Annotated in this window: 15 protein-coding genes; 5 read left to right on the forward strand and 10 right to left on the reverse strand. The window is 74.0% G+C overall.

The window, feature by feature from the left end; genetic code table 11:
• Nucleotides 1–60 precede the first annotated feature (60 nt).
• A complete protein-coding gene (locus FB458_RS12490; protein WP_141848779.1) occupies nt 61–984 on the forward strand; it encodes an EamA family transporter in 924 nt (307 codons plus the stop codon).
• Nucleotides 985–1,079: 95 nt separating this feature from the next.
• Here FB458_RS12490 and FB458_RS12495 read toward each other — a convergent pair whose 3' ends face one another.
• From FB458_RS12495 to galK, 3 genes are all read right to left on the reverse strand, one after another.
• The gene (locus FB458_RS12495; RefSeq protein ID WP_141848780.1) at nt 1,080–2,591 is read right to left on the reverse strand and encodes a S10 family peptidase; all 1,512 of its coding nucleotides are present in this window, start codon (nt 2,589–2,591) and stop codon (nt 1,080–1,082) included.
• Between the two features lie 43 nt (nt 2,592–2,634).
• Complete coding sequence (locus FB458_RS12500; protein WP_141848781.1) at nt 2,635–3,615, reverse strand: VanW family protein; 981 nt, start codon at nt 3,613–3,615, stop codon at nt 2,635–2,637.
• Nucleotides 3,616–3,714: 99 nt separating this feature from the next.
• Nucleotides 3,715–4,881, reverse strand: coding sequence for a galactokinase (galK, locus tag FB458_RS12505; protein WP_141848782.1), 1,167 nt, complete (start codon nt 4,879–4,881; stop codon nt 3,715–3,717).
• 84 nt (nt 4,882–4,965) lie between these two features.
• On the opposite strand from galK, the gene FB458_RS12510 reads away from it, so the two are divergent.
• From FB458_RS12510 to FB458_RS12520, 3 genes are all read left to right on the forward strand, one after another.
• A complete protein-coding gene (locus FB458_RS12510; RefSeq protein ID WP_141848783.1) occupies nt 4,966–5,532 on the forward strand; it encodes a 2'-5' RNA ligase family protein in 567 nt (188 codons plus the stop codon).
• Between the two features lies 1 nt (nt 5,533).
• On the forward strand, nt 5,534–6,862 hold the full coding sequence (locus FB458_RS12515) for a YihY/virulence factor BrkB family protein (protein ID WP_141848784.1): 1,329 nt from the start codon (nt 5,534–5,536) through the stop codon (nt 6,860–6,862).
• 227 nt (nt 6,863–7,089) lie between these two features.
• A complete protein-coding gene (locus tag FB458_RS12520) occupies nt 7,090–7,920 on the forward strand; it encodes a hypothetical protein (RefSeq protein WP_141848785.1) in 831 nt (276 codons plus the stop codon).
• A gap of 166 nt (nt 7,921–8,086) precedes the next feature.
• Here FB458_RS12520 and FB458_RS12525 read toward each other — a convergent pair whose 3' ends face one another.
• The 5 genes from FB458_RS12525 to FB458_RS12545 all read right to left on the reverse strand — a co-directional run bounded on the left by FB458_RS12525 (nt 8,087) and on the right by FB458_RS12545 (nt 14,729).
• The gene (locus tag FB458_RS12525; RefSeq protein WP_141848786.1) at nt 8,087–9,457 is read right to left on the reverse strand and encodes a D-alanyl-D-alanine carboxypeptidase family protein; all 1,371 of its coding nucleotides are present in this window, start codon (nt 9,455–9,457) and stop codon (nt 8,087–8,089) included.
• A gap of 110 nt (nt 9,458–9,567) precedes the next feature.
• Nucleotides 9,568–10,311, reverse strand: a complete 744-nt coding sequence (locus FB458_RS12530) for a succinate dehydrogenase/fumarate reductase iron-sulfur subunit (protein ID WP_141848787.1) — start codon at nt 10,309–10,311, stop codon at nt 9,568–9,570.
• On the reverse strand, nt 10,308–12,326 hold the full coding sequence (locus tag FB458_RS12535; protein ID WP_141848788.1) for a fumarate reductase/succinate dehydrogenase flavoprotein subunit: 2,019 nt from the start codon (nt 12,324–12,326) through the stop codon (nt 10,308–10,310). Before FB458_RS12535 ends, FB458_RS12530 begins: the two co-directional genes overlap by 4 nt.
• 24 nt (nt 12,327–12,350) lie before the next feature.
• Nucleotides 12,351–13,052, reverse strand: a complete 702-nt coding sequence (locus tag FB458_RS12540) for a succinate dehydrogenase cytochrome b subunit (protein WP_141848789.1) — start codon at nt 13,050–13,052, stop codon at nt 12,351–12,353.
• 111 nt (nt 13,053–13,163) lie between these two features.
• Nucleotides 13,164–14,729 carry an OFA family MFS transporter gene (locus tag FB458_RS12545; protein WP_211356028.1) on the reverse strand — a complete coding sequence of 522 codons (1,566 nt, stop codon included), beginning with the start codon at nt 14,727–14,729 and terminating at the stop codon, nt 13,164–13,166.
• A 133-nt stretch (nt 14,730–14,862) separates the two neighbouring features.
• Here FB458_RS12545 and FB458_RS12550 point away from each other — a divergent pair, with 133 nt between their 5' ends.
• Nucleotides 14,863–15,987, forward strand: coding sequence for a mannose-1-phosphate guanylyltransferase (locus FB458_RS12550; protein WP_141848790.1), 1,125 nt, complete (start codon nt 14,863–14,865; stop codon nt 15,985–15,987).
• Between the two features lie 12 nt (nt 15,988–15,999).
• Here the strand turns inward: FB458_RS12550 and FB458_RS12555 are convergent, their stop codons facing one another.
• Both FB458_RS12555 and FB458_RS12560 read right to left on the reverse strand, forming a co-directional pair.
• Nucleotides 16,000–17,592, reverse strand: coding sequence for an ABC transporter permease (locus FB458_RS12555; RefSeq protein WP_141848791.1), 1,593 nt, complete (start codon nt 17,590–17,592; stop codon nt 16,000–16,002).
• Nucleotides 17,589–18,506, reverse strand: coding sequence for an ABC transporter ATP-binding protein (locus FB458_RS12560; protein ID WP_141848792.1), 918 nt, complete (start codon nt 18,504–18,506; stop codon nt 17,589–17,591). Before FB458_RS12560 ends, FB458_RS12555 begins: the two co-directional genes overlap by 4 nt.
• Nucleotides 18,507–18,527 lie beyond the last annotated feature (21 nt).

An 18,527-nucleotide genomic window follows, 5' to 3' on the forward strand; every position in this document is an offset into this window, starting at 1 on the left:
CGTCGTACCAGGGCGTGGGCCGGGGTGCGGCCGTCCACGGCGCCGCCGTAGCGTGCCGGTGTGAGCGGCACGGGCGGGCGCGGGGGCGGGGCCCCGGAGGCGACGTCCGGGACCGGGGTCGCCTTCGAGGTGGCGAGCGTCGCGTCGGTGCAGTTCGGGGCCGGTCTGGCGGCGCGGCTGTTCCCGCTCGTGGGGCCGCTGGGGACCGTGGCCATGCGGCTGGGGTTCGCGACGATCGTCCTCACCCTCGTCACGAGGCCGTGGCGGCGGCGCTGGACGCGCGCCGAGCTGCGCGCATCGCTCGTCCTGGGGCTGAGCTTCGCGGCGATGAACACGACGCTCTACCTCGCGCTCGCGCGGCTGCCGATCGCGACGACGGTGACGCTCGAGTTCCTCGGGCCGCTGGTGCTGGCCATCGTCACCGCCGCGTCGTGGGGGGTGCGGGCGTGGGCCGTGCCGGCCGGGCTCGGCGTCGCGCTGCTGGGGGGCGCGCTGTCGCTCGCGGACCTGTGGGGTGTCGTCTTCGCGCTGACCGCGGCGGCCAGCTGGGCGGCGTACATCATCGCCAACGGCCGGGTCGGCCGCAGCGACAGCGGTCTCGCCGGGCTGACCCTCGGCACGGCGATCGCCGCCGTCATCGTCGTCCCGTTCGGCGTCGTCACCGCGGGGTCGGCGCTGTGGCACCCAACGGTGCTGCTCGCCGGTCTCGGCGTCGCGGTGCTGTCGAGCGCGCTGCCCTACAGCCTCGACCTGCTCGCCCTGCAACGGCTGCCCACCGCGGTGTTCGGGGTGCTCACCAGCCTCAACCCCGGCATGGCGGCGCTCTCCGGCCTGCTCGTGCTGGACCAGCCGCTCAGCGTGCAGGAGCTCGTCGGCATCGCCCTGGTCATGCTCGCCAGCGCCGGCGTCACGCTCGCCCCGGCGATCACCGGACGGCGGCGTCGCGGCCCCGAGCCCTTCGGCGACCCCCTCCCACCCGCCTGACCTGCCCGGACATTATCGGGTCGCCCGATAACGTCAGGCTCTGCCGGACAACCGTTCTCCGGCGGAGCCCGACGTTCTCGGGCGACCCGATAATGTCAGGAGCCGCCGCAGGACCGGGTGACGAAGTCGGCGAGGTCGGCGCTCTGCCGGAGCCGCGACTCCTCGTGGACGTACATCATGTGGCCCGCCTCGTAGTACCGGTGCTCGATGTTCGCGCGCAGCTCGGGCGGCAGGTGCAGCCGGGCGAACACGTCCTCCGCGGCGTAGTGCGGGGTGGCGCCGTCGTACCAGCCGTAGGCGACGTGGACGAGCAGGTGCGGGTTCTGGCGCATCGCGCGCTCGAGCGAGGGGCTGACGTCGATGGGCCGGCCCTCGAACTCCTTGTAGCTCCAGGGGTGCACCTTGTCGGTGATCGGTGCGTAGAGCAGCTCGTTGTCGTAGCCGAGCTCGGCCTTGACGTAGTGGTGGAACGCGGCGGCGTACGGGCCGGTGATCGCGTCCATCGACGGGTCGGCGTCCATCTCCTCGGCGATCGCGCTGGCCGCCGGGCCGGTGAAACGGCCGTCGATCCGGCCGACGGTGCGCCGCTGCTCGCGCAGCAGCTCGCCGAAGAACCGCCAGTGCTCGATGCGCAGGTCGGCCCGGTCGACGTAGTCCGCCGTCAGACCCGTGATCCGCGCGAGCGTCGCCACCGCCTCCGCCCGCTCGTCGGCGCTCAGCCGGGCGCCGCGGGACAGCACGTACGGGTAGTCGCGCGCGGCGTACGCCTCGGCCTCGTCGAGCACCTCGCGCAGCGACCGGCCGGGGTGCTTGCCGTGGTAGTGCGCGATGGCGGCGTACGTCGGCACGTAGAGCGCGTGCGCCCGGTCGTTGCGCTGCTTCTCGAAGTCGAGCGAGCCGAAGTCGAGGACGCTGGAGATGAGCGCGATCCCGTTGAGGTAGAACCCGAACCGCGACTGCAGGTGCTCGGCCAGCGCCACCGCCCGCACCGTCCCGTACGACTCCCCGAGCAGCAGCTTCGGCGACATCCACCGCCCGTGCCGCGTCGTCCAGGTGCGGATCAGCTCGCCGACGGACTCGATGTCGCCGGTGTAGCCGTGGTACGGCTTGGCCTTGCCGCCCTCGACCGCGCGCGACCACCCGGTCGAGACGGGGTCGAGCAGGACGAGGTCGCTCACCGCGAGCAGGGACTCGGGGTTGTCGACGAGCCCGTACGGCGGCCTCGCGAGGTCACCGGCGTCGCCCATCACCACCCGGCGCGGGCCGAGCAGCCCCAGGTGCAGCCAGATGCTCGCCGACCCCGGACCACCGTTGAACGCGAACGTCACCGGCCTGGTCAGCGGGTCGGCGCCGTCGAGGGTGTACGTCGTCACCGACACCTCGGCCTTGGGGCGCACCCCGACGAAGACGTCGTCCTCGTACACCTCTTCCCGGAGGACGACCCGGCCGACCGTCGCCGTGTAGGCCAGCTCCCTGCCCTCCACCGTCAGGGTGTGCCGGGTGCTGACCAGGTCGTCCTGCGGCTCGGCCCGCTCCGTCTTCTCGGTCGTCTCCGTCTTCCCGGTCTTCCCGGTCTTCTCGGTGCGCGTCTCGTCGTCGTCGGCCACGACGGCACCCTATGTCGCCTCCTCATCCTCCGCCCGACAGCCCTCAGCAGGGGATGGCGTCGGGCGGGGCAGCGTACGTGACGAGGGCGCAGTTGCTCTTGACCTGCTCGTCGTCGACGACGCGCCCGGTGCGCTTGTCGATGCTCGTGCGCCAGATCTCGTTGCTGCGGAACACGCGTCCCTCGTGGGTCCAGAAGTGCTCGTCCCGCGCCTCGACCCGGTACGAGCGGGGGGTGGGCCCGTCGGCGCGCAGCTCGCCCTCGAGGTGCCGCTCGCCGACGCGGGTGAGGACCTGGAAGGTGAGGTCGGTGTCGTTGCGGACGACGAGGTCGACGTACGGCCAGACGATCGAGCAGCCGACGCCCCAGGGGAGGACGCGGCCCTTGTCGGGGAACGGGTCGAAGGAGTGCTCCGAGCGCTCGACGACGGTGAGCGGGGAGTGCAGCACCATCCAGTGCAGGAGGTTGGCGAGCTGGCAGATGCCGCCGCCGACACCGGGTCGTGCGGTGCCCTGCGACAGGCGCATCCCCTCGACGAACCCGCGCCGGCGCGTGCAGTTGCCGACGACCCGGTTGAAGGAGAACGTCTCGCCGGGGCGGATGAGGATGCCGTCGACCTCGGCGGCCGCGAGGCGCAGGTTGGTGACCTTGTTGTGCTGCAGCCACATCTGTTCCGGGTCGAGCTCGCGCAGCAGCAGCGACTTGTGCGGCTTGACCTTGTGGGCGAGCGGCGCGGCGTCGTACGTCGTCGCCCACCGGGCTCCCGAGTGCAGCCAGCGCCACTGCTGACGCACCCGGCCGCGCAGGACGGCGAGCGGGTAGAGCCACGGCAGGCGCTCGCTGAGCAGCGGCGGCGCGGTGACCCGGGCGGGCGGGACGAAGCCCGCCGGCGCCGGGGTGGCGGTGGCCGGCCCGAGGGCCGGGGGAGTCGTCGTCGTCCGGGGCGCGGGCTGGTGGGCCGGTCGGGCGGTGTGGGCGCGCAGGCCCCGGGTGCGGCTCCGGCGCCGCGCCGTGGTGGTCGTCATGCCCCCACGACTCCGCGCACCACCAGGTAGTTGCCTCCGGCACCGAAGTCGTCCGGATGGTCCCGAAGGTCGTGTTCGGCCGAGCCCACCCCGGCGACGTCAGGCGTCGCGGCCGGCGGGCGGTCCGGCGGTGACGGCGAAGCACGCCGGCGCGTGCAGGCCGCGCTCGGCGAAGGCCGCCTCGACCGCCGCCGTGACCGCGTCGACCGACCCGGCGGGCACGAGCGCGATCGCCGACCCGCCGAACCCGCCGCCGGTCATCCGCGCCCCGAGCGCGCCGGCCGCGAGCGCCGCGTCGACGGCGACGTCGAGCTCGAGGCAGGACACCTCGTAGTCGTCGCGCAGCGAGGCGTGCGACGCCACGAACAGCCGCCCCACCTGCGCGTAGTCGTCGCCCCGCAGCGCGGCGACGCAGCGCTCGACGCGGTCGATCTCCATGACGACGTGCCGCACCCGGGCGCGGCTCTCGTCGTCCTCGAGCCGGCCGAGCGCCTCGTCGAGCCCGGAGACCGGGACCTCGCGCAGCGTCCCGACCCCCAGCGTCCGCGCCGCCGCCTCGCAGGTGGCGCGGCGGACGGCGTACTGCCCGTCGTTGAGCTCGTGCTGGGCCTTGGTGTCGACGACGAGCAGCGCCAGGTCGTGGCCGGCGAGGTCGAACGGCACCTGCTCGACCTCGCCCGAGCGGCAGTCGATGAGCGCGGCGTGCGCCTCCTGCCCCCGCAGCGAGATCGCCTGGTCCATGCCGCCGGTCTGGGCGCCGGCGATCGTGTTCTCGGCGTCCTGGCACCAGCTCGCCAGCCGCGCCCGGCCGGCGTCGTCGGCGAGCAGCCCGACGCCGAGCAGGTCGTCGAGGCCGGCGGCGACGGCGCACTCGATGGCGGCCGAGCTCGACAGTCCCGCGCCGACCGGCACGTCGCTGGAGACGTGGACGTCGGCCCCGGGCACGGGGTGCCCCTGCCGACCGAACGACCACAGCACCCCGGCGACGTACGACGCCCAGCCGCCCGGCCGCTGCTCGTCGACGTCCGCGACGGCGACCTCGACCGGGTCGTCGGAGATGTCGCTGGTCACCCGCAGCAGGCCGTCCTCGCGCAGCCGCACGGCCGCGCGGGTGCGCTGGGTCAGCGCGATCGGCAGCGCCAGGCCGCCGTTGTAGTCGGTGTGCTCGCCGATGAGGTTGACCCGACCGGGGGCCGACCACACGCCGGACGGCTCCCCGCCGTGCAGGTCGGAGAAGCGGGCGGTGGTCTGGGCGGCGTCGGGCACGGCCCGAGGCTAGCGGGAGCGGGGCCCGCCGCCCCAGAGCGATCCCGTGCGGCGGGCTGGTCGGCTGCTGCAACAATGGCCGGCATGGCTGCAGAGCGGGTCGAGGCCGACGCCGGTGCCTCCGTCATCGGGGTCTCGATCCCGGTCCCGGAGCCGCACGCGACGCACCTGCAGGCCAAGCGGGCGTCGTACGGCGACCCGTTGGCGCGGTTGGTGCCGCCGCACGTCACGCTGCTGGGACCCACCGCCGTGGACGCCGACGAGCGGGACTCGCTGGTGGCCCACCTCGAGCAGGTGGCGGCCCGGGTCAGCGCGTTCCCCATGGTGCTGCGCGGGACGGGGACGTTCCGGCCGGTCTCGGACGTCGTCTTCGTGCAGGTCGCGCGGGGGATCAGCGAGTGCGAGCAGCTCGAGCGGGCGGTGCGCGGCGAGCGCTGGGGCGACCCGGCCGCGTTCCCCTACCACCCGCACGTCACCGTCGCCCACGACGTGCCCGAGGACGCGCTCGACACCGCCTTCGACGACCTCGCGGACTGGTCGGTCGAGTTCGAGGTGGGCGGGTTCCACCTCTACGAGCGGCGCCAGGACGGCACGTGGGTGCCGCTGCGCGAGTTCGCGCTCGCCGCGGCCGCCGTGACCGGGGGACGCTGACGTGGACGCGGTCAAGCAGGCCTGGGCCCGGTTCCAGCGCACCCGCGGGTGGCAGGCGTGGACCCGGTTCGGGGAGGCGCGGGGCAACCTGCTCGCGTCCGGCGTCGCGTTCTACGCCTTCTTCTCGGTCTTCCCCGCCGCCGCGCTCGCCGCGGCGATCCTCGGGCTCGTCCTGCGGAACAACCCGCAGGTCGTCGACTCCCTGACCCGGTCCCTGGCCGACAACCTGCCCGGGCTGGTCAAGACGCCAACGACGCCGGACGGGATCATCAACCTCACCGCGCCGTCGTTGTCCGTCGTCACGGTCAGCGGGATCGTCGGCGTCGTCGGGCTCGTCCTGTCCGGCGTCGGCTGGGTCGGTGGGCTGCGCGACGGGATCCGCACCGTCTTCGGCCTGACCGGCAGCCCCGGCAACGTCGTCACCCAGAAGCTGCGCGACCTCGGGGTGCTCGGCAGCCTGGGCCTGGCCGTCGTCGTGTCCGCGACGCTGACCAGCCTGACCGGCGCGCTGGGCGACCTGTTCGCCGGCGTCGTCGGCAAGGGGGTCAGCGCCGTCCTCGTCACGGTCATCGGGCTCGCCGTCGGCCTGGGCATCGACTTCGCGATCATGATCGTCTCGCTGCGGATCCTCGGCGGGGCGGGGCTGTCGGTGCGGCAGATGCGCACCGGCGCGCTCGTCACCGCGGTGGGGCTGACCGTCGTCAAGTTCTTCGGTCTGCAGCTCATCGCCAACGCGACGAAGAGCCCGCTGCTGGGCTCGGTCGCCCTCGTCGTCGGCCTGCTCTTCTGGTTCAACCTCATCGCCAAGCTCACCCTCGTCGGGGCCGCCTGGGTCGCCAACGACAACGCCGACGAGCTCGCCGCGCTCGCGGCGAGGCTGCAGGCGGAGAAGGACGCCCAGGGCGGCGAGTCCGAGCGCGAGGAGGCGGGGGAGCGCCTGGAGGGCCGTACGACGCCCCGTCCGCCCGCCGTCCCGGTGCCCCCGGCCCGCAAGGACGGGCGCCCCACGGCGGCGCGGGCCGCGGCGACGTCCGTCGCCGCCTCGGTGGTCACGCCGGCCGGCGCACCCGCGATCGCGCAGCGCCGGGGCCGGCTGGTGCTGGAGAAGGAGGCGCGGATCGCGGCGGCCGACGACCGCGCCGCCCAGCGCGCGGCCGCCGCCGACCCGGCGGTGCCGCGCGACCGCGCCGTCGGGGGCCTGCCGACCTTCGGTGACCGCGAGCGGGACCGGACCTCGCTGGCCGCCGGCGCCGTGCTCGGTGCGACGGCCGCGCTCGGGCTGGGCTCGCTCGCCCGCGGCGTCCGCGCGCTGCTGCGCGTCTACCGCTGACCCGGACTGCTATCGGGCCGGGACGTCGACGTCACCCCGGCTTCGCGGACTGCTGTGGGAGAGGGACGTCGACGTCTCGCCGGGTTCGCGGACTGCTGCGACGTCGAGGTGACGAGGGACGCGGTGAGCGCTCCGGGTTGTCCACAGGGCGGCTCCCTACGGCGTCGTCCACAGGCACCCGTCGGAGGCCGGCGCGGCCGGGTCCCGTCGTCGCACTCTGGTGCGTCATGGGGAGAACCGAGCAGGGACAGGAGCGCCGGCGGGTCGCGTCGGACCTGGCGCAGGCGCAGGGTGGGGTGGTCAGTCGGGCCCAGCTGCGCGCTGCGGGTATCGACCGCTTCGAGGTGCGGACGGAGATCCGGGCCGGCCGTTGGCGGTCGTGGGGCGCCCGGACCGTCGCCGTCACGACCGGTGACCTCGCCGATGAGGGACGGCTGTGGCGGGCGGTGTGGGAGACAGGCGGTTCCGCCGCTCTCGACGGGGCGTCGGCGCTGACGGCCGCGGGCCTGACCGGGTTCGAGGTGGACCGACCGGTGGTCTCCCACCCGCACGGCCACACCGTCGCCAGCCCGGAGGACGTCGACGTGCGCTCCGTCATCGCGCGGGAGGCGGGGGAGCTGGCCGAGGGCGGCATCCCGCGGGTGCGTCCGGCCATCGCGGCCCTCCGAGGAGCGAGCTGGGCGGTGAGCGACCGGCAGGGCGCCCTGCTGCTGTGCATGAGCGTGCAGCAAGGCATCACCACGGCCGAGCACATCGCGCAGTGGCTGCCGAAGGTGGCGCTGTGGAAGCGGCGCACGTTCATCGCACGAGTGGTCGCCGACCTGCTCGACGGAGCGAAGGCGCTCGGTGAGATCGACTTCGCGCAGGCGTGCCGGGAGCGCGGTCTGCCGGAGCCGACCCGGCAGGCGGTCCGCCGTACTCCCACCGGACGGATCTACCTCGACGTCGCGCGGGAGGAGTACGGGCTCGTCGTCGAGATCGACGGGTCGCAGCACCGGCAGGGGCTGGCGGTCACGGACGACAACCTGCGGCAGAACGAGGTGACCCTGGGTTCGTAGCGGGTGCTGCGCATCGACCTCGTCGGGCTGCGGCTGCACCTCGACCTGTTCATGGACCAGGTCGAGCGCGGGCTGCTGCTGCTCGCCCGTTCCTGACCGGCCTCCTCTTTCCGCAGCAGTCCGGATCCGGGGGTGACGTCGAGGTCCCCTTCCCGCAGCAGTCCGGTCAGTCGGGGGTGGGGGCGGGGCGGCGGGTGCGGCGCCGGGAGCCGGCGAGCCCCGCGCCGACGGCGAGCAGGACCGCGGCGAGGGCGCCGTACGTGACGGGGGAGGAGAGGGCGGCGACGGCGTTGGGCTCGCCACCGGGAGGCGGTGGCCCGGCCGGGGCGCCGGCCGCGTCGACGGCGGCGGTCGGCGTGGAGCCCGGGCTCACCGACGGCCCGGTGGTCGGCGTCGACGTCGCGGCGGTCAGCTCGGCGGGACGCGGCGTCCCGGCGGCGACGAGCGTGCCGACCGGTCGCAGCGCCGCCCGGTGCGCGAAGGCCCAATCGAGCAGGGCGGCGGTCGGCTTCCAGCTGGGCACGGTGACGCCGCCCATCTCGGTGACGAGCAGCGTGTGCCCGCCGCGCCGGGCCGCGCCGATGAAGGTGTGCCGCGCCTGCGTCGTGTAGCCGTTCTTCACCCCGAACGCGCCGGGGTAGTTGGCCAGCAGCGTGTTGTGGTTCTGGATCGCGAACGGCGCGAAGACCTTGCCGGTCGGGTCGATGCCCCCGGGGAACGTCGTCGCCGTCGTGGCCGCGTAGGCCCGGAACCGCGACTGCCGCATCACCGCCCGCCCGAACAGCGCGAGGTCGTAGGCGCTGCTGCGCTGCCCGGCCGCGTCGAGCCCGGACGGGTCGACGACGCGGGTGTCCCACGCCCCGAGCCGCCCCGCGGCGGCGTTCATCAGCGACACCGTCCGCGCCCGCCCGCCGAGGGCGTCGGCCAGGGCGTACGCCGTGTCGTTGCCGCTCACCATGACCAGGCCGAGGAACAGCTGGTCCACGGTGTACGGCGCCCCCTGCACCAGCCCCACGCGCGTCCCCTCCGCCGCGACGTCGGCGGCCGACGCGCGGACGACCTTCGTCGGCGGCAGGGCCGGCAGGGCGACGAGCGAGAGCAGCGTCTTGATCGTGCTGGCGGGCGCGAGCAGCGCGTGCGGGCTCTTCGCGGCGAGGACCTGACCGGTGTCGAGGTCGGCCACGAGCCACGAGACGTCGGTGACCGCGGGCGGCGCCGGCGTCCCGCGCGGGGCGTCGAGGACGAGCCCCGACGCGGCCAGGCGCGGCCCGCCCACCGTGTCCGCCGGCGCGATCCGCGGCCCGCGCTGCGGCGTGGGCGGGACCAGCTGGCACGTCGGTGTGAGGGTGCGCCCGTCGGCCAGGGTCGTCACCGATGGCTGCGGCCGGCCGCCGGACGGTGCGGCCGTCACCACCGTCGGGGTCGCCCCCGGTCCGCACGTCGGCCCGGCCGCGACGCTCGGGAGGGCGGACGCCGCGACGACCAGCAGGGCGGCGACGAGGGCGCCGACGGCGGCGCGGGTGCTGCGGGGTGACATGACCGGGGCAGCCTACGACAGCCGCCGACGGCGAAGGCCCCGGTTCCCCTGAGGGGGACCGGGGCCTTCGCGGTGAGTCGGGTGCGCGGGCCGCGCGGGTCGGCGTCCGCTCAGTGGCCGTGCCGCATCGCCGTACGGAGGTCCTTGTTGAGCCGGGAGATGACGTCGAGCGGGATCTCCTTGGGGCACGCCGCGGCGCACTCGCCGATGTTGGTGCAGCCGCCGAAGCCCTCGTGGTCGTGCTGGTTGACCATCTTCACCACGCGGGCGTCGCGCTCGGGCTGGCCCTGCGGGAGCAGCCCGAGGTGGGTGACCTTGGCGCCCATGAAGAGCATGCCGGAGGCGTTCGGGCAGGCCGCCACGCACGCGCCGCAGCCGATGCAGGTGGCCGACGCGAACGACTTGTCGGCGTCGTCCTTCGGCACCGGGGTCGCGTGCGCGTCGGGGGCCGCGCCGGTGTTGACCGAGACGTAGCCACCGGCCTGGATGATCCGGTCGAAGGCGCTGCGGTCGACGACGAGGTCCTTGATGACCGGGAACGCGTCGGCGCGCCACGGCTCGACCGAGATGACGTCGCCGTCGTGGAAGCTGCGCATGTGCAGCTGGCACGTCGTCGTCACCTCCGGGCCGTGCGCCCGGCCGTTGATGACCAGCCCGCACGAGCCGCAGATGCCCTCGCGGCAGTCCGAGTCGAAGGCGACCGGCTCCTCGCCCCTGCCGATGAGGTCTTCGTTGAGCACGTCGAGCATCTCGAGGAAGGACATGTCCTCGGAGACGTCGTCGAGCACGTAGTCGCGCATCCCCCCGCCGTCCTGGGGGCCGTCCTGGCGCCAGACCTGAAGGGTGATCCTCACTTGTAACTCCGTTGCTTGAGGTGGACGTAGTCGAAGACGAGGTCTTCCTTGTGCAGCGTGGGGATGCCGTCCTCGCCGCCCCACTCCCACGCGGCGACGTACGCGAACTCCTGGTCGTCGCGCAGCGCCTCGCCGTCCTCGGTCTGCGACTCGGTGCGGAAGTGGCCTCCGCAGGACTCGCGGCGGTGCAGCGCGTCGATGCACATCAGCTCGCCGAGCTCCAGGAAGTCGGCGACGCGGCCGGCCTTCTCCAGGCTCTGGTTGAGCGTCGCCCCGCTGCCGAGGACGCGCACGTTGCGCCAGAACTCGTCCTTGAGCGAGCGGATGAGGTCGATGGCCTTGAGCAGGCCCTCCTCGGAGCGCTCCATCCCGCAGTACTCCCACATGATGTGGCCGAGCTCCTTGTGGAACGAGTCCACCGAGCGCTCGCCGTTGACGGAGAGCAGCTTCTGCACGCGCTCCTCGACCGCGGTGCGCGCGGCGACGACCTCGTCGTGGGTCTCCTCGACCTTCGGGTACGGCCCGTGGGCGAGGTAGTCGCGGATCGTGTTGGGCAGGACGAAGTAGCCGTCGGCGAGACCCTGCATGAGGGCCGAGGCCCCGAGCCGGTTCGCGCCGTGGTCGGAGAAGTTCGCCTCACCGGCCACGAACAGCCCGGGGATGTTGGACTGCAGGTCGTAGTCGACCCACAGGCCACCCATCGTGTAGTGCACCGCGGGGTAGATCCGCATCGGGACCTCGTACGGCGACTCGCCGGTGATCCGCTGGTACATGTCGAAGAGGTTGCCGTACTTCTCCGCGACCGCCTCGGTGCTCATCCGGGCCAGGGCGTCGGAGAAGTCGAGGTAGACCCCGCGGGCGAAGTCGCCGACCTTGGGGCCGACGCCGCGGCCCTCGTCGCAGACGTTCTTCGCCTGCCGCGAGGCGATGTCGCGGGGCACGAGGTTGCCGAAGGAGGGGTAGATCCGCTCCAGGTAGTAGTCGCGGTCCTCCTCGGGGATGTCGCGCGGGTCCTTCTCGCAGTCCTCGCGGCGCTTCGGCACCCAGATCCGGCCGTCGTTGCGCAACGACTCGCTCATCAGCGTCAGCTTCGACTGGTGGTCGCCGGAGACGGGGATGCAGGTCGGGTGGATCTGCGTGTAGCAGGGGTTGGAGAACATCGCGCCCTTGCGGTGCGCGCGCCACGTCGCGGTGACGTTGGAGTTCATCGCGTTGGTCGAGAGGAAGAAGACGTTGCCGTAGCCGCCGCTGGCCAGCACGACCGCGTCGGCCAGGTGCGTCTCGACCTCACCGGTGACGAGGTCCCGGGCGATGATGCCGCGGGCGCGGCCGTCGACGAGGACGAGCTCGAGCATCTCGTGCCGGGTGTACATCTGCACCGTGCCGGCGGCGATCTGGCGCTCGAGGGCCTGGTAGGCGCCGATGAGCAGCTGCTGACCCGTCTGGCCGCGGGCGTAGAAGGTGCGCGAGACCTGGACGCCGCCGAACGAGCGGTTGTCGAGCAGGCCGCCGTACTCGCGGGCGAAGGGGACGCCCTGCGCGACGCACTGGTCGATGATGTTCGCGCTGACCTCGGCGAGGCGGTAGACGTTGGACTCCCGCGAGCGGAAGTCGCCGCCCTTCACCGTGTCGTAGAAGAGGCGGTAGACCGAGTCGCCGTCCTCCTTGTAGTTCTTCGCCGCGTTGATCCCGCCCTGGGCGGCGATCGAGTGCGCCCGGCGCGGGGAGTCCTGGTAGCAGAAGGACTTGACGTGGTAGCCCGCCTCGCCCAGCGTGGCGCAGGCGGCGCCGCCGGCCAGGCCGGTGCCGACGACGATGACGGTCAGCTTGCGGCGGTTGGCCGGGTTGACCAGCGCCGCCTCGAACTGCCGGGTGGTCCAGCGGTCCTTGATGTCGACCTTCGGCGCCTTGGTGTCGGCGATCGGCTCGCCCTCGCGGTACAGGCCGTGGACGACGCCGGCGTTCTGCGTGGGGGCCTCGGGGGCCTGCGGCGCTTCGGTGAGGGTGTCGCTCATGCGATCAGCTCCTGCGAGAGAGTGTTACTTGATGGCGCCGACGAGCACGAAGATCGGCGGGAGGATGAAGCCCAGCGACACGACCGTCGCGAGGACGTAGCCGGCGAGGTTGGCGCGGCGGCGGGCGGTGGCCGACCCGGTCCACCCGAGGGTCTGGCTCGCCGACCAGACCCCGTGCCGGATGTGCATCGCGAGCGCGACCATGGCCAGCGCGTAGATGACGAAGACCCACCAGACGCCCGGCTGGAAGGCCGAGACGTAGCGCCGGTACGGCGAGTCGTACTGGCCGTTGACGTTGATGGTCTGGGTCGTGAACTGCAGGATGTGGAAGACGATGAAGAGCAGCAGCGTCACCCCGCCCCAGCGCATGAACTTCGCCGACAGGGTCGAGGCGACCGCCTTCTTCACCTGGTAGCGCGTCGAGCGGGCGCTCTGCGCGCGGCTCCACAGATAGAAGGCGGAGTAGACGTGCGCGACGAGCGAGCCGAGCAGCACGACCCGCAGCACCCACAGCACCCCGCTGTACGGCGCGATGGGCTCGGCGAGGGTGCGCAGGTGGTGCGCGTACTCGTCGTAGGCCGCCTGGCCGCCGAACATCTTGAGGTTGCCGTACATGTGCGCGAGCACGAAGAGGACGAAGACGATGCCCGTCGTGGCCATGACCATCTTCATCGCGATGGTGGTCCGTCGGGCCGTGATCGTCGCGGGGAGCGTCGAGGTGGCCACGAACCAGAACTGTAGTTCCTGGGCGCGACGGTCTCAGGTCCGGGACGCCCCGTACGCCTGTGCGATTCCTCTCGTTACCTCCAGGTAGGCGTCGGGTGGCCCCGGCGGCGCTCAGGTGAAGAGCTTGACCGCCGTCGAGAGGGTCTGGACGACGCCGTACGCGAGCAGGGCGACGATGAGCGCCCACGACAGCAGCAGGCGGGCGCCGCCCGGGACCGGGCCGGGGGTGGCCACGTCGTGCGCCGACGCCGCCGCCTCGCGCTGCTCGCCGGTGGCGTGGTGCTTCTCGGCGACCCGGCGCACGAGGAGGTTCGCGACGAGCCCGACGGCGAGCACCCCGACCATGGTCAGGAGCGCCGGCCGGTAGGCCGAGGCGCTGAGGGTGCCCGGCTTGCCCTGGGCGTCGAGGAAGCCGTTGACGACGAGCGGGCCGGCGACGCCGGCGGCCGACCAGGCGGTGAGCAGCCGGCCGTGGATCGCGCCCACCTGGAGGGTGCCGAAGAGGTCGCGCAGGTACGCCGGCGCGGTGGCGAACCCGCCGCCGTAGAAGGAGATGATGAGCGCGGCGAGCAGGACGAAGAGCCACGTCGCGCTGGCGCCGACGGTGGCCAGCAGCAGGTAGAGCACGATGCCGCCGCCGAGGTAGAGCACGTAGACCGGCTTGCGGCCGATGGCGTCGGACGTCGAGGACCACACGAACCGTCCGGCCATGTTGAACAGCGAGAGCAGCCCGACGAAGCCGCCGGCCGCGGCGACGGTGACCGCCGAGGTGCTGCCCGAGCGGAAGAAGTCCTGGATCATCGGGCTGGCCTGCTCGAGGATCCCGATGCCGGCGGTGACGTTGCAGAAGAGCACGACCCACAGCAGCCAGAACTGCGGGGTCCGGACCGCCTGGGCGGCGGTGACCGCCTGCGTGCCGACCAGCGGCGCCTTGACCGACGAGGGGTCGAAGCCGTCGGGCGTCCAGCCGGTCGCGGGGACGCGGATGTTGGCGACGCCGACCATCATGACGAGGAAGTAGACGACGCCGAGGGTGACGAAGAGCAGCGTCAGCGCGTGGCCGTCGGCGGTCGAGCTGGAGACCGAGGGCTTGTACGACGCGTCGTAGGCCTGGAGCAGCTGCCGCGAGAGCGGGCTGGCCAGCAGCGCCCCGCCGCCGAAGCCCATGATGGCCAGGCCCGTCGCGAGCCCCGGCCGGTCCGGGAACCACTTGATCAGAGTCGAGACCGGGGAGATGTAGCCGATCCCGAGCCCGATCCCGCCGATGACGCCGTAGCCGAGGTAGAGCAGCCACAGCTGGGTCGTCGCGATGCCGAGGGCGGCGACGAGGAAGCCGACCGCCCACGCGCAGGCGGCGGTGAACATCGCCCGGCGCGGGCCGACCTTCTCCACCCACGTGCCGAAGACGGCCGCGGACAGGCCCAGCATGACGATGGCGATGGAGAAGACGACGCCGATCTCGGTCTGCCCGGTGGAGAAGTGGGCGACCATCGAGGTCTTGTAGACGCTCGTCGCGTACACCTGCCCGATGCACAGGTGCACCGCGAGGGCGGCCGGCGGCACCAGCCACCGGTTGAACCCGGCGGGGGCCACGGTGTGCCGGCGGTCGAGCCGGCCGAGCAACCCGGTCGGTGGGGCGGCCGGGGGAGCGGTGGGCGTGGTGGTCTGGCGGCTCATGGTGTCTCCGTCCTCGCGGGCGGCCGTCCCCTCGTGGGCCTGACGGTGCGCCGTACGGCGTCGTCGCCGGTCCCCGCACGCTAACGGCGGACGGATGCGGTCGCACCCGAGCCGGGCGGCTACCGTCGCGGGTATGACGACGACGGGGGGCGCCGTGGCGCCGGACGAGCACGCGCAGCAGGTCGAGCAGGTCGAGGGCTTCTGGGGGGTCATCCCCGCGGGTGGGGCGGGGACCCGGCTGTGGCCGGTGTCGCGGCGCACGTCGCCGAAGTTCCTGCGCGACCTCACCGGCAGCGGGCGCTCGCTGCTGCAGGCGACGCGCGACCGGCTCGCGCCGCTGGCCGGCGACCGGGTGCTCGTCGTCACCGGGGCCGCGCACGTCGACGCCGTCGTCGAGCAGCTGCCCGACGGCGTCGAGGTCGTCGCCGAGCCCACCCCGCGCGACTCGATGCCCGCCATCGCGCTCGCGGCGGCGATCATCGAGCGGCGCGACGCGGACGCCGTCATCGGCTCGTTCGCGGCCGACCACGTCATCGGCGACCTGCCCGCCTTCCACGCCGTCGTGCGCGAGGCCGTCGCGGTCGCCCGGACCGGCCGGGTCGTCACCATCGGGCTCACGCCCACCCACCCGGCGACGGGCTTCGGCTACATCCGCGAGGGCGAGGCGCTCGGCGTCGACGGCGCCCCGAGCGCGCGGGCGGTCGTCGAGTTCGTCGAGAAGCCCGACGCGGCGACGGCGCAGCGCTACCTCGCGGAGGGCGGATTCCGCTGGAACGCGGGCATGTTCGTCGTCCAGGCGTCGGTGCTGCTCGACGTCCTCGCGGCCGAGCACCCCGAGCTCGCCGCCGGCGTGCGCGCCGTCGCGGCCGAGCCGGAGCGGTTGGACGAGGTGTGGCCGGGACTGACCAAGATCGCCATCGACCACGCCGTCGCCGAGCCGGCCGCGGCTCGCGGGCTCGTCGCCGTCGTGCCGGCCGGGTTCTCCTGGGACGACGTGGGCGACTTCGCGTCGCTCGGTGACCTGCTGCCCGAGGCCCGCGAGGGTCTGCGGGTCGTCGGTGAGGCCGACGACGTGGTGACCGTCGACGGCGGTGGCATCGTCGTCACCGGCGGTCGGGTCGTCGCCGTCGTCGGGCTCGACGACGTCGTCGTCGTCGACACCCCCGACGCGGTGCTCGTCATGGCCCGCGACCGGGCCCAGGACGTCAAGAAGGTCGTCGAGCGGCTGACCGCGGCGGGGCGCACCGAGCTGACCTGAGCGCGGGGCGCGTCACCCGGTGACGAGGTCGCGCCTGCGGAACGACGCGAGCGCCGCCGCGAGCAGGGCCACAACGACGGCGGCCAGCGCCAGCAGCGGCCGCCCGTCGACGTCGGCGCCCGGGGCGACGGTGCCGTGGACGAAGGGCGAGAGGTCGACCAGCGCCTGCGGGAGGGCGAACAGCGGGCCGAGCTCGCCGAGGACGAGGAACGCGGCGAGCAGGCCCCAGGCGGCCACGACGACGGTCGGCAGGGCGCCGTACACCGCGAGGGCCAGGCCGACGCAGACCCAGACGGCCGGCACGGGGGAGAGCGCGGCGGGCAGCAGGTGCGCGAGCGCCGCCGCGACACCGCCGTACTGGCCGCCGGCGGTGGCGCCGAGCGCGGCGCCGACGACGAGCATGAGCAGGGCGCTGCCACCGAGCGCGACGAGGGCGTGCGCGCCCAGCTGCGCGCGCCGGGTCGCGGCCGTGGCGAGCACCTGCTCGGTGTGCAGGTCGCCCTCCTCGCTGCGCAGGCGCAGCGCCGCGGCGATCCCGTACGCCGCCGCGCCGACGGCCAGGAAGTGCAGCTCGGTCGAGACGAAGAGGTCGACGAGGGTCGAGGTGGACCCGCCGAGCCTGGCCAGCATCTGCGTGATCGAGTCGTCGGTGACGAAGGAGCCGACGCTGCCCGCGACCGCCCCGAGGACGAGCCCGAGGACCGCGTACCCGACGAGCCAGCCGAGCAGCAGCCCGCGCTGGAGCCGCCAGGCGAGGGCGAGCGGGCTGCCCAGCGACGCGGCCCCGCGCGCCGGTCCCGGGCGGGTGGCGACCAGCCCGGCGCCGAGGTCGCGGCGCTCGAGCAGCGCGACGGCGACGAGGACGACGAGGCAGGCCGGCCCGAGCAGGGCGACGACGAAGCGGTCGGCGCCGTACACCTCCATCCGCTCGGTCCAGCCCAGCGGGGAGAGCCAGGTCAGCCAGGACGCGGACGAGGTGTCGCCGACGGCGCGGAGCAGGTACGCCGCCCCCAGGGCGCCGTACGCGAGCCCGGCGCAGCCGCGGGCGGTGGCGGCGACCTGCGCGGCGACGGCGGTGACGCCGACGACGGCGAGCCCCGCCGCGGCCCAGGCGGCGCCGAAGGCGAGCGACCCGCGCAGCCCCAGCCCGGCGGCGGCCATCGACAGGCCGGCGAGGAGGGAGACGACGACGACCGCGGCGGAGGCGAGGACGACGGCGGCGGCCAGCGGGGCACGGCGGCCGACGACCGTCGCGCCGAGCAGCTCGGTGCGGCCGGACTCCTCCTCGAGGCGGGTGTGCCGGCGGACGAGCACCACGGCGAGCACAGCGAGCAGGACGGCGCCGAGCATGAGCGTCTTGAGGGCGCCGACCGAGTCGGGGTTCGCGGGGTCGGCGAGGGGACCGTACATGCCGACGACGGCCGGGCTGGCGTTGGCCGCCCGCGCTGCGGCGACCGCCCCGGCGGGGTCGGTGTAGAGCGAGCGGGTCGCGGACGCCGAGCCGCCCGCGAAGGCGACGAGGAGCAGCCCGGTCACGGGGAGCAGGACGCGGTCGCGGCGCAGCGCGAGCCGCAGCAGGGGGCCGGTGCCGGCGAGGCCGTTCACGCGGTCACCTGCGTGCCGACCGGGTCGCGGTAGCGGTCGGCGAAGAGCTCCTCGAGCGACGGCGGGTGCGAGGTGAGGGTGCGGATCCCGTTCTGCCCCAACGCCTCCAGCAGCGCCCCGAGGTGAGCGGTGTCGACGGCGCACCGCACCCGGTCGCCGTCGACGACGACGTCGGCGACCCCGGGCTGCGCCGCGAGCGCGGCCGCGTCGACCGGCCGCTCGAGGGTGGCGTCGACGCTGGTGCGGCGCAGGTGGCGCAGGTCGGCGAGGCTGCCGGTCTCGACCGTGCGGCCGTCGCGGATGATCGTCACCCGCTCGCACAGCGCCTCGACCTCGCTGAGGATGTGGCTGGAGAGCAGGACGGTGCGCCCGCGGGCCGTCTCCTCGCGCACGCAGTCGCGGAAGACGTTCTCCATCAACGGGTCCAGGCCGGAGGTCGGCTCGTCGAGGACGAGCAGCTCGACGTCGGAGGCGAAGGCGGCGACGAGCGCGACCTTCTGCCGGTTGCCCTTGGAGTAGGCCCGGCCGCGCTTGGTCGGGTCGAGGGCGAAGCGCTCGAGCAGCGCGTCGCGGCGGCGGGGGTCGATGCCGCCGCGCAGCCGGCCGAGCAGGTCGACGACCTCGCCGCCGGTGAGGTTGGGCCACAGGGTGACGTCGCCGGGGACGTAGGCCAGCCGGCGGTGCAGCGCCTCCACGTCGGCCCACGGGTCGCCTCCGAGGAGTCGCGCCGTGCCGCCGTCGGCGCGCAGCAGCCCGAGCAGGATCCGGATGGTCGTCGACTTGCCGGCGCCGTTGGGGCCGAGGAAGCCGTGCACCTCGCCGGTGGCGACGGTGAGGTCGAGCCCGTCGAGCGCGACGGACCGGCCGAAGGACTTGCGCAGGCCGGCGACCTCGACGGCCGGGGTGGTGGTCATGACCTCACGCTAGCAAGTTTC

Source organism: Lapillicoccus jejuensis (genome assembly GCF_006715055.1).
GTDB lineage: Bacteria > Actinomycetota > Actinomycetes > Actinomycetales > Dermatophilaceae > Lapillicoccus > Lapillicoccus jejuensis.

Bases quoted from the DNA above. Each gene is read 5' to 3' on its own strand.
- FB458_RS12525 (WP_141848786.1), bottom strand. From the start codon at position 9,457: ATGTCACCCCGCAGCACCCGCGCCGCCGTCGGCGCCCTCGTCGCCGCC.
- FB458_RS12550 (WP_141848790.1), top strand. From the start codon at position 14,863: ATGACGACGACGGGGGGCGCCGTGGCGCCGGACGAGCACGCGCAGCAG.
- FB458_RS12535 (WP_141848788.1), bottom strand. From the start codon at position 12,326: ATGAGCGACACCCTCACCGAAGCGCCGCAGGCCCCCGAGGCCCCCACG.
- FB458_RS12520 (WP_141848785.1), top strand. From the start codon at position 7,090: ATGGGGAGAACCGAGCAGGGACAGGAGCGCCGGCGGGTCGCGTCGGAC.
- FB458_RS12545 (WP_211356028.1), bottom strand. From the start codon at position 14,729: ATGAGCCGCCAGACCACCACGCCCACCGCTCCCCCGGCCGCCCCACCG.
- FB458_RS12510 (WP_141848783.1), top strand. From the start codon at position 4,966: ATGGCTGCAGAGCGGGTCGAGGCCGACGCCGGTGCCTCCGTCATCGGG.
- FB458_RS12560 (WP_141848792.1), bottom strand. From the start codon at position 18,506: ATGACCACCACCCCGGCCGTCGAGGTCGCCGGCCTGCGCAAGTCCTTC.
- FB458_RS12500 (WP_141848781.1), bottom strand. From the start codon at position 3,615: ATGACGACCACCACGGCGCGGCGCCGGAGCCGCACCCGGGGCCTGCGC.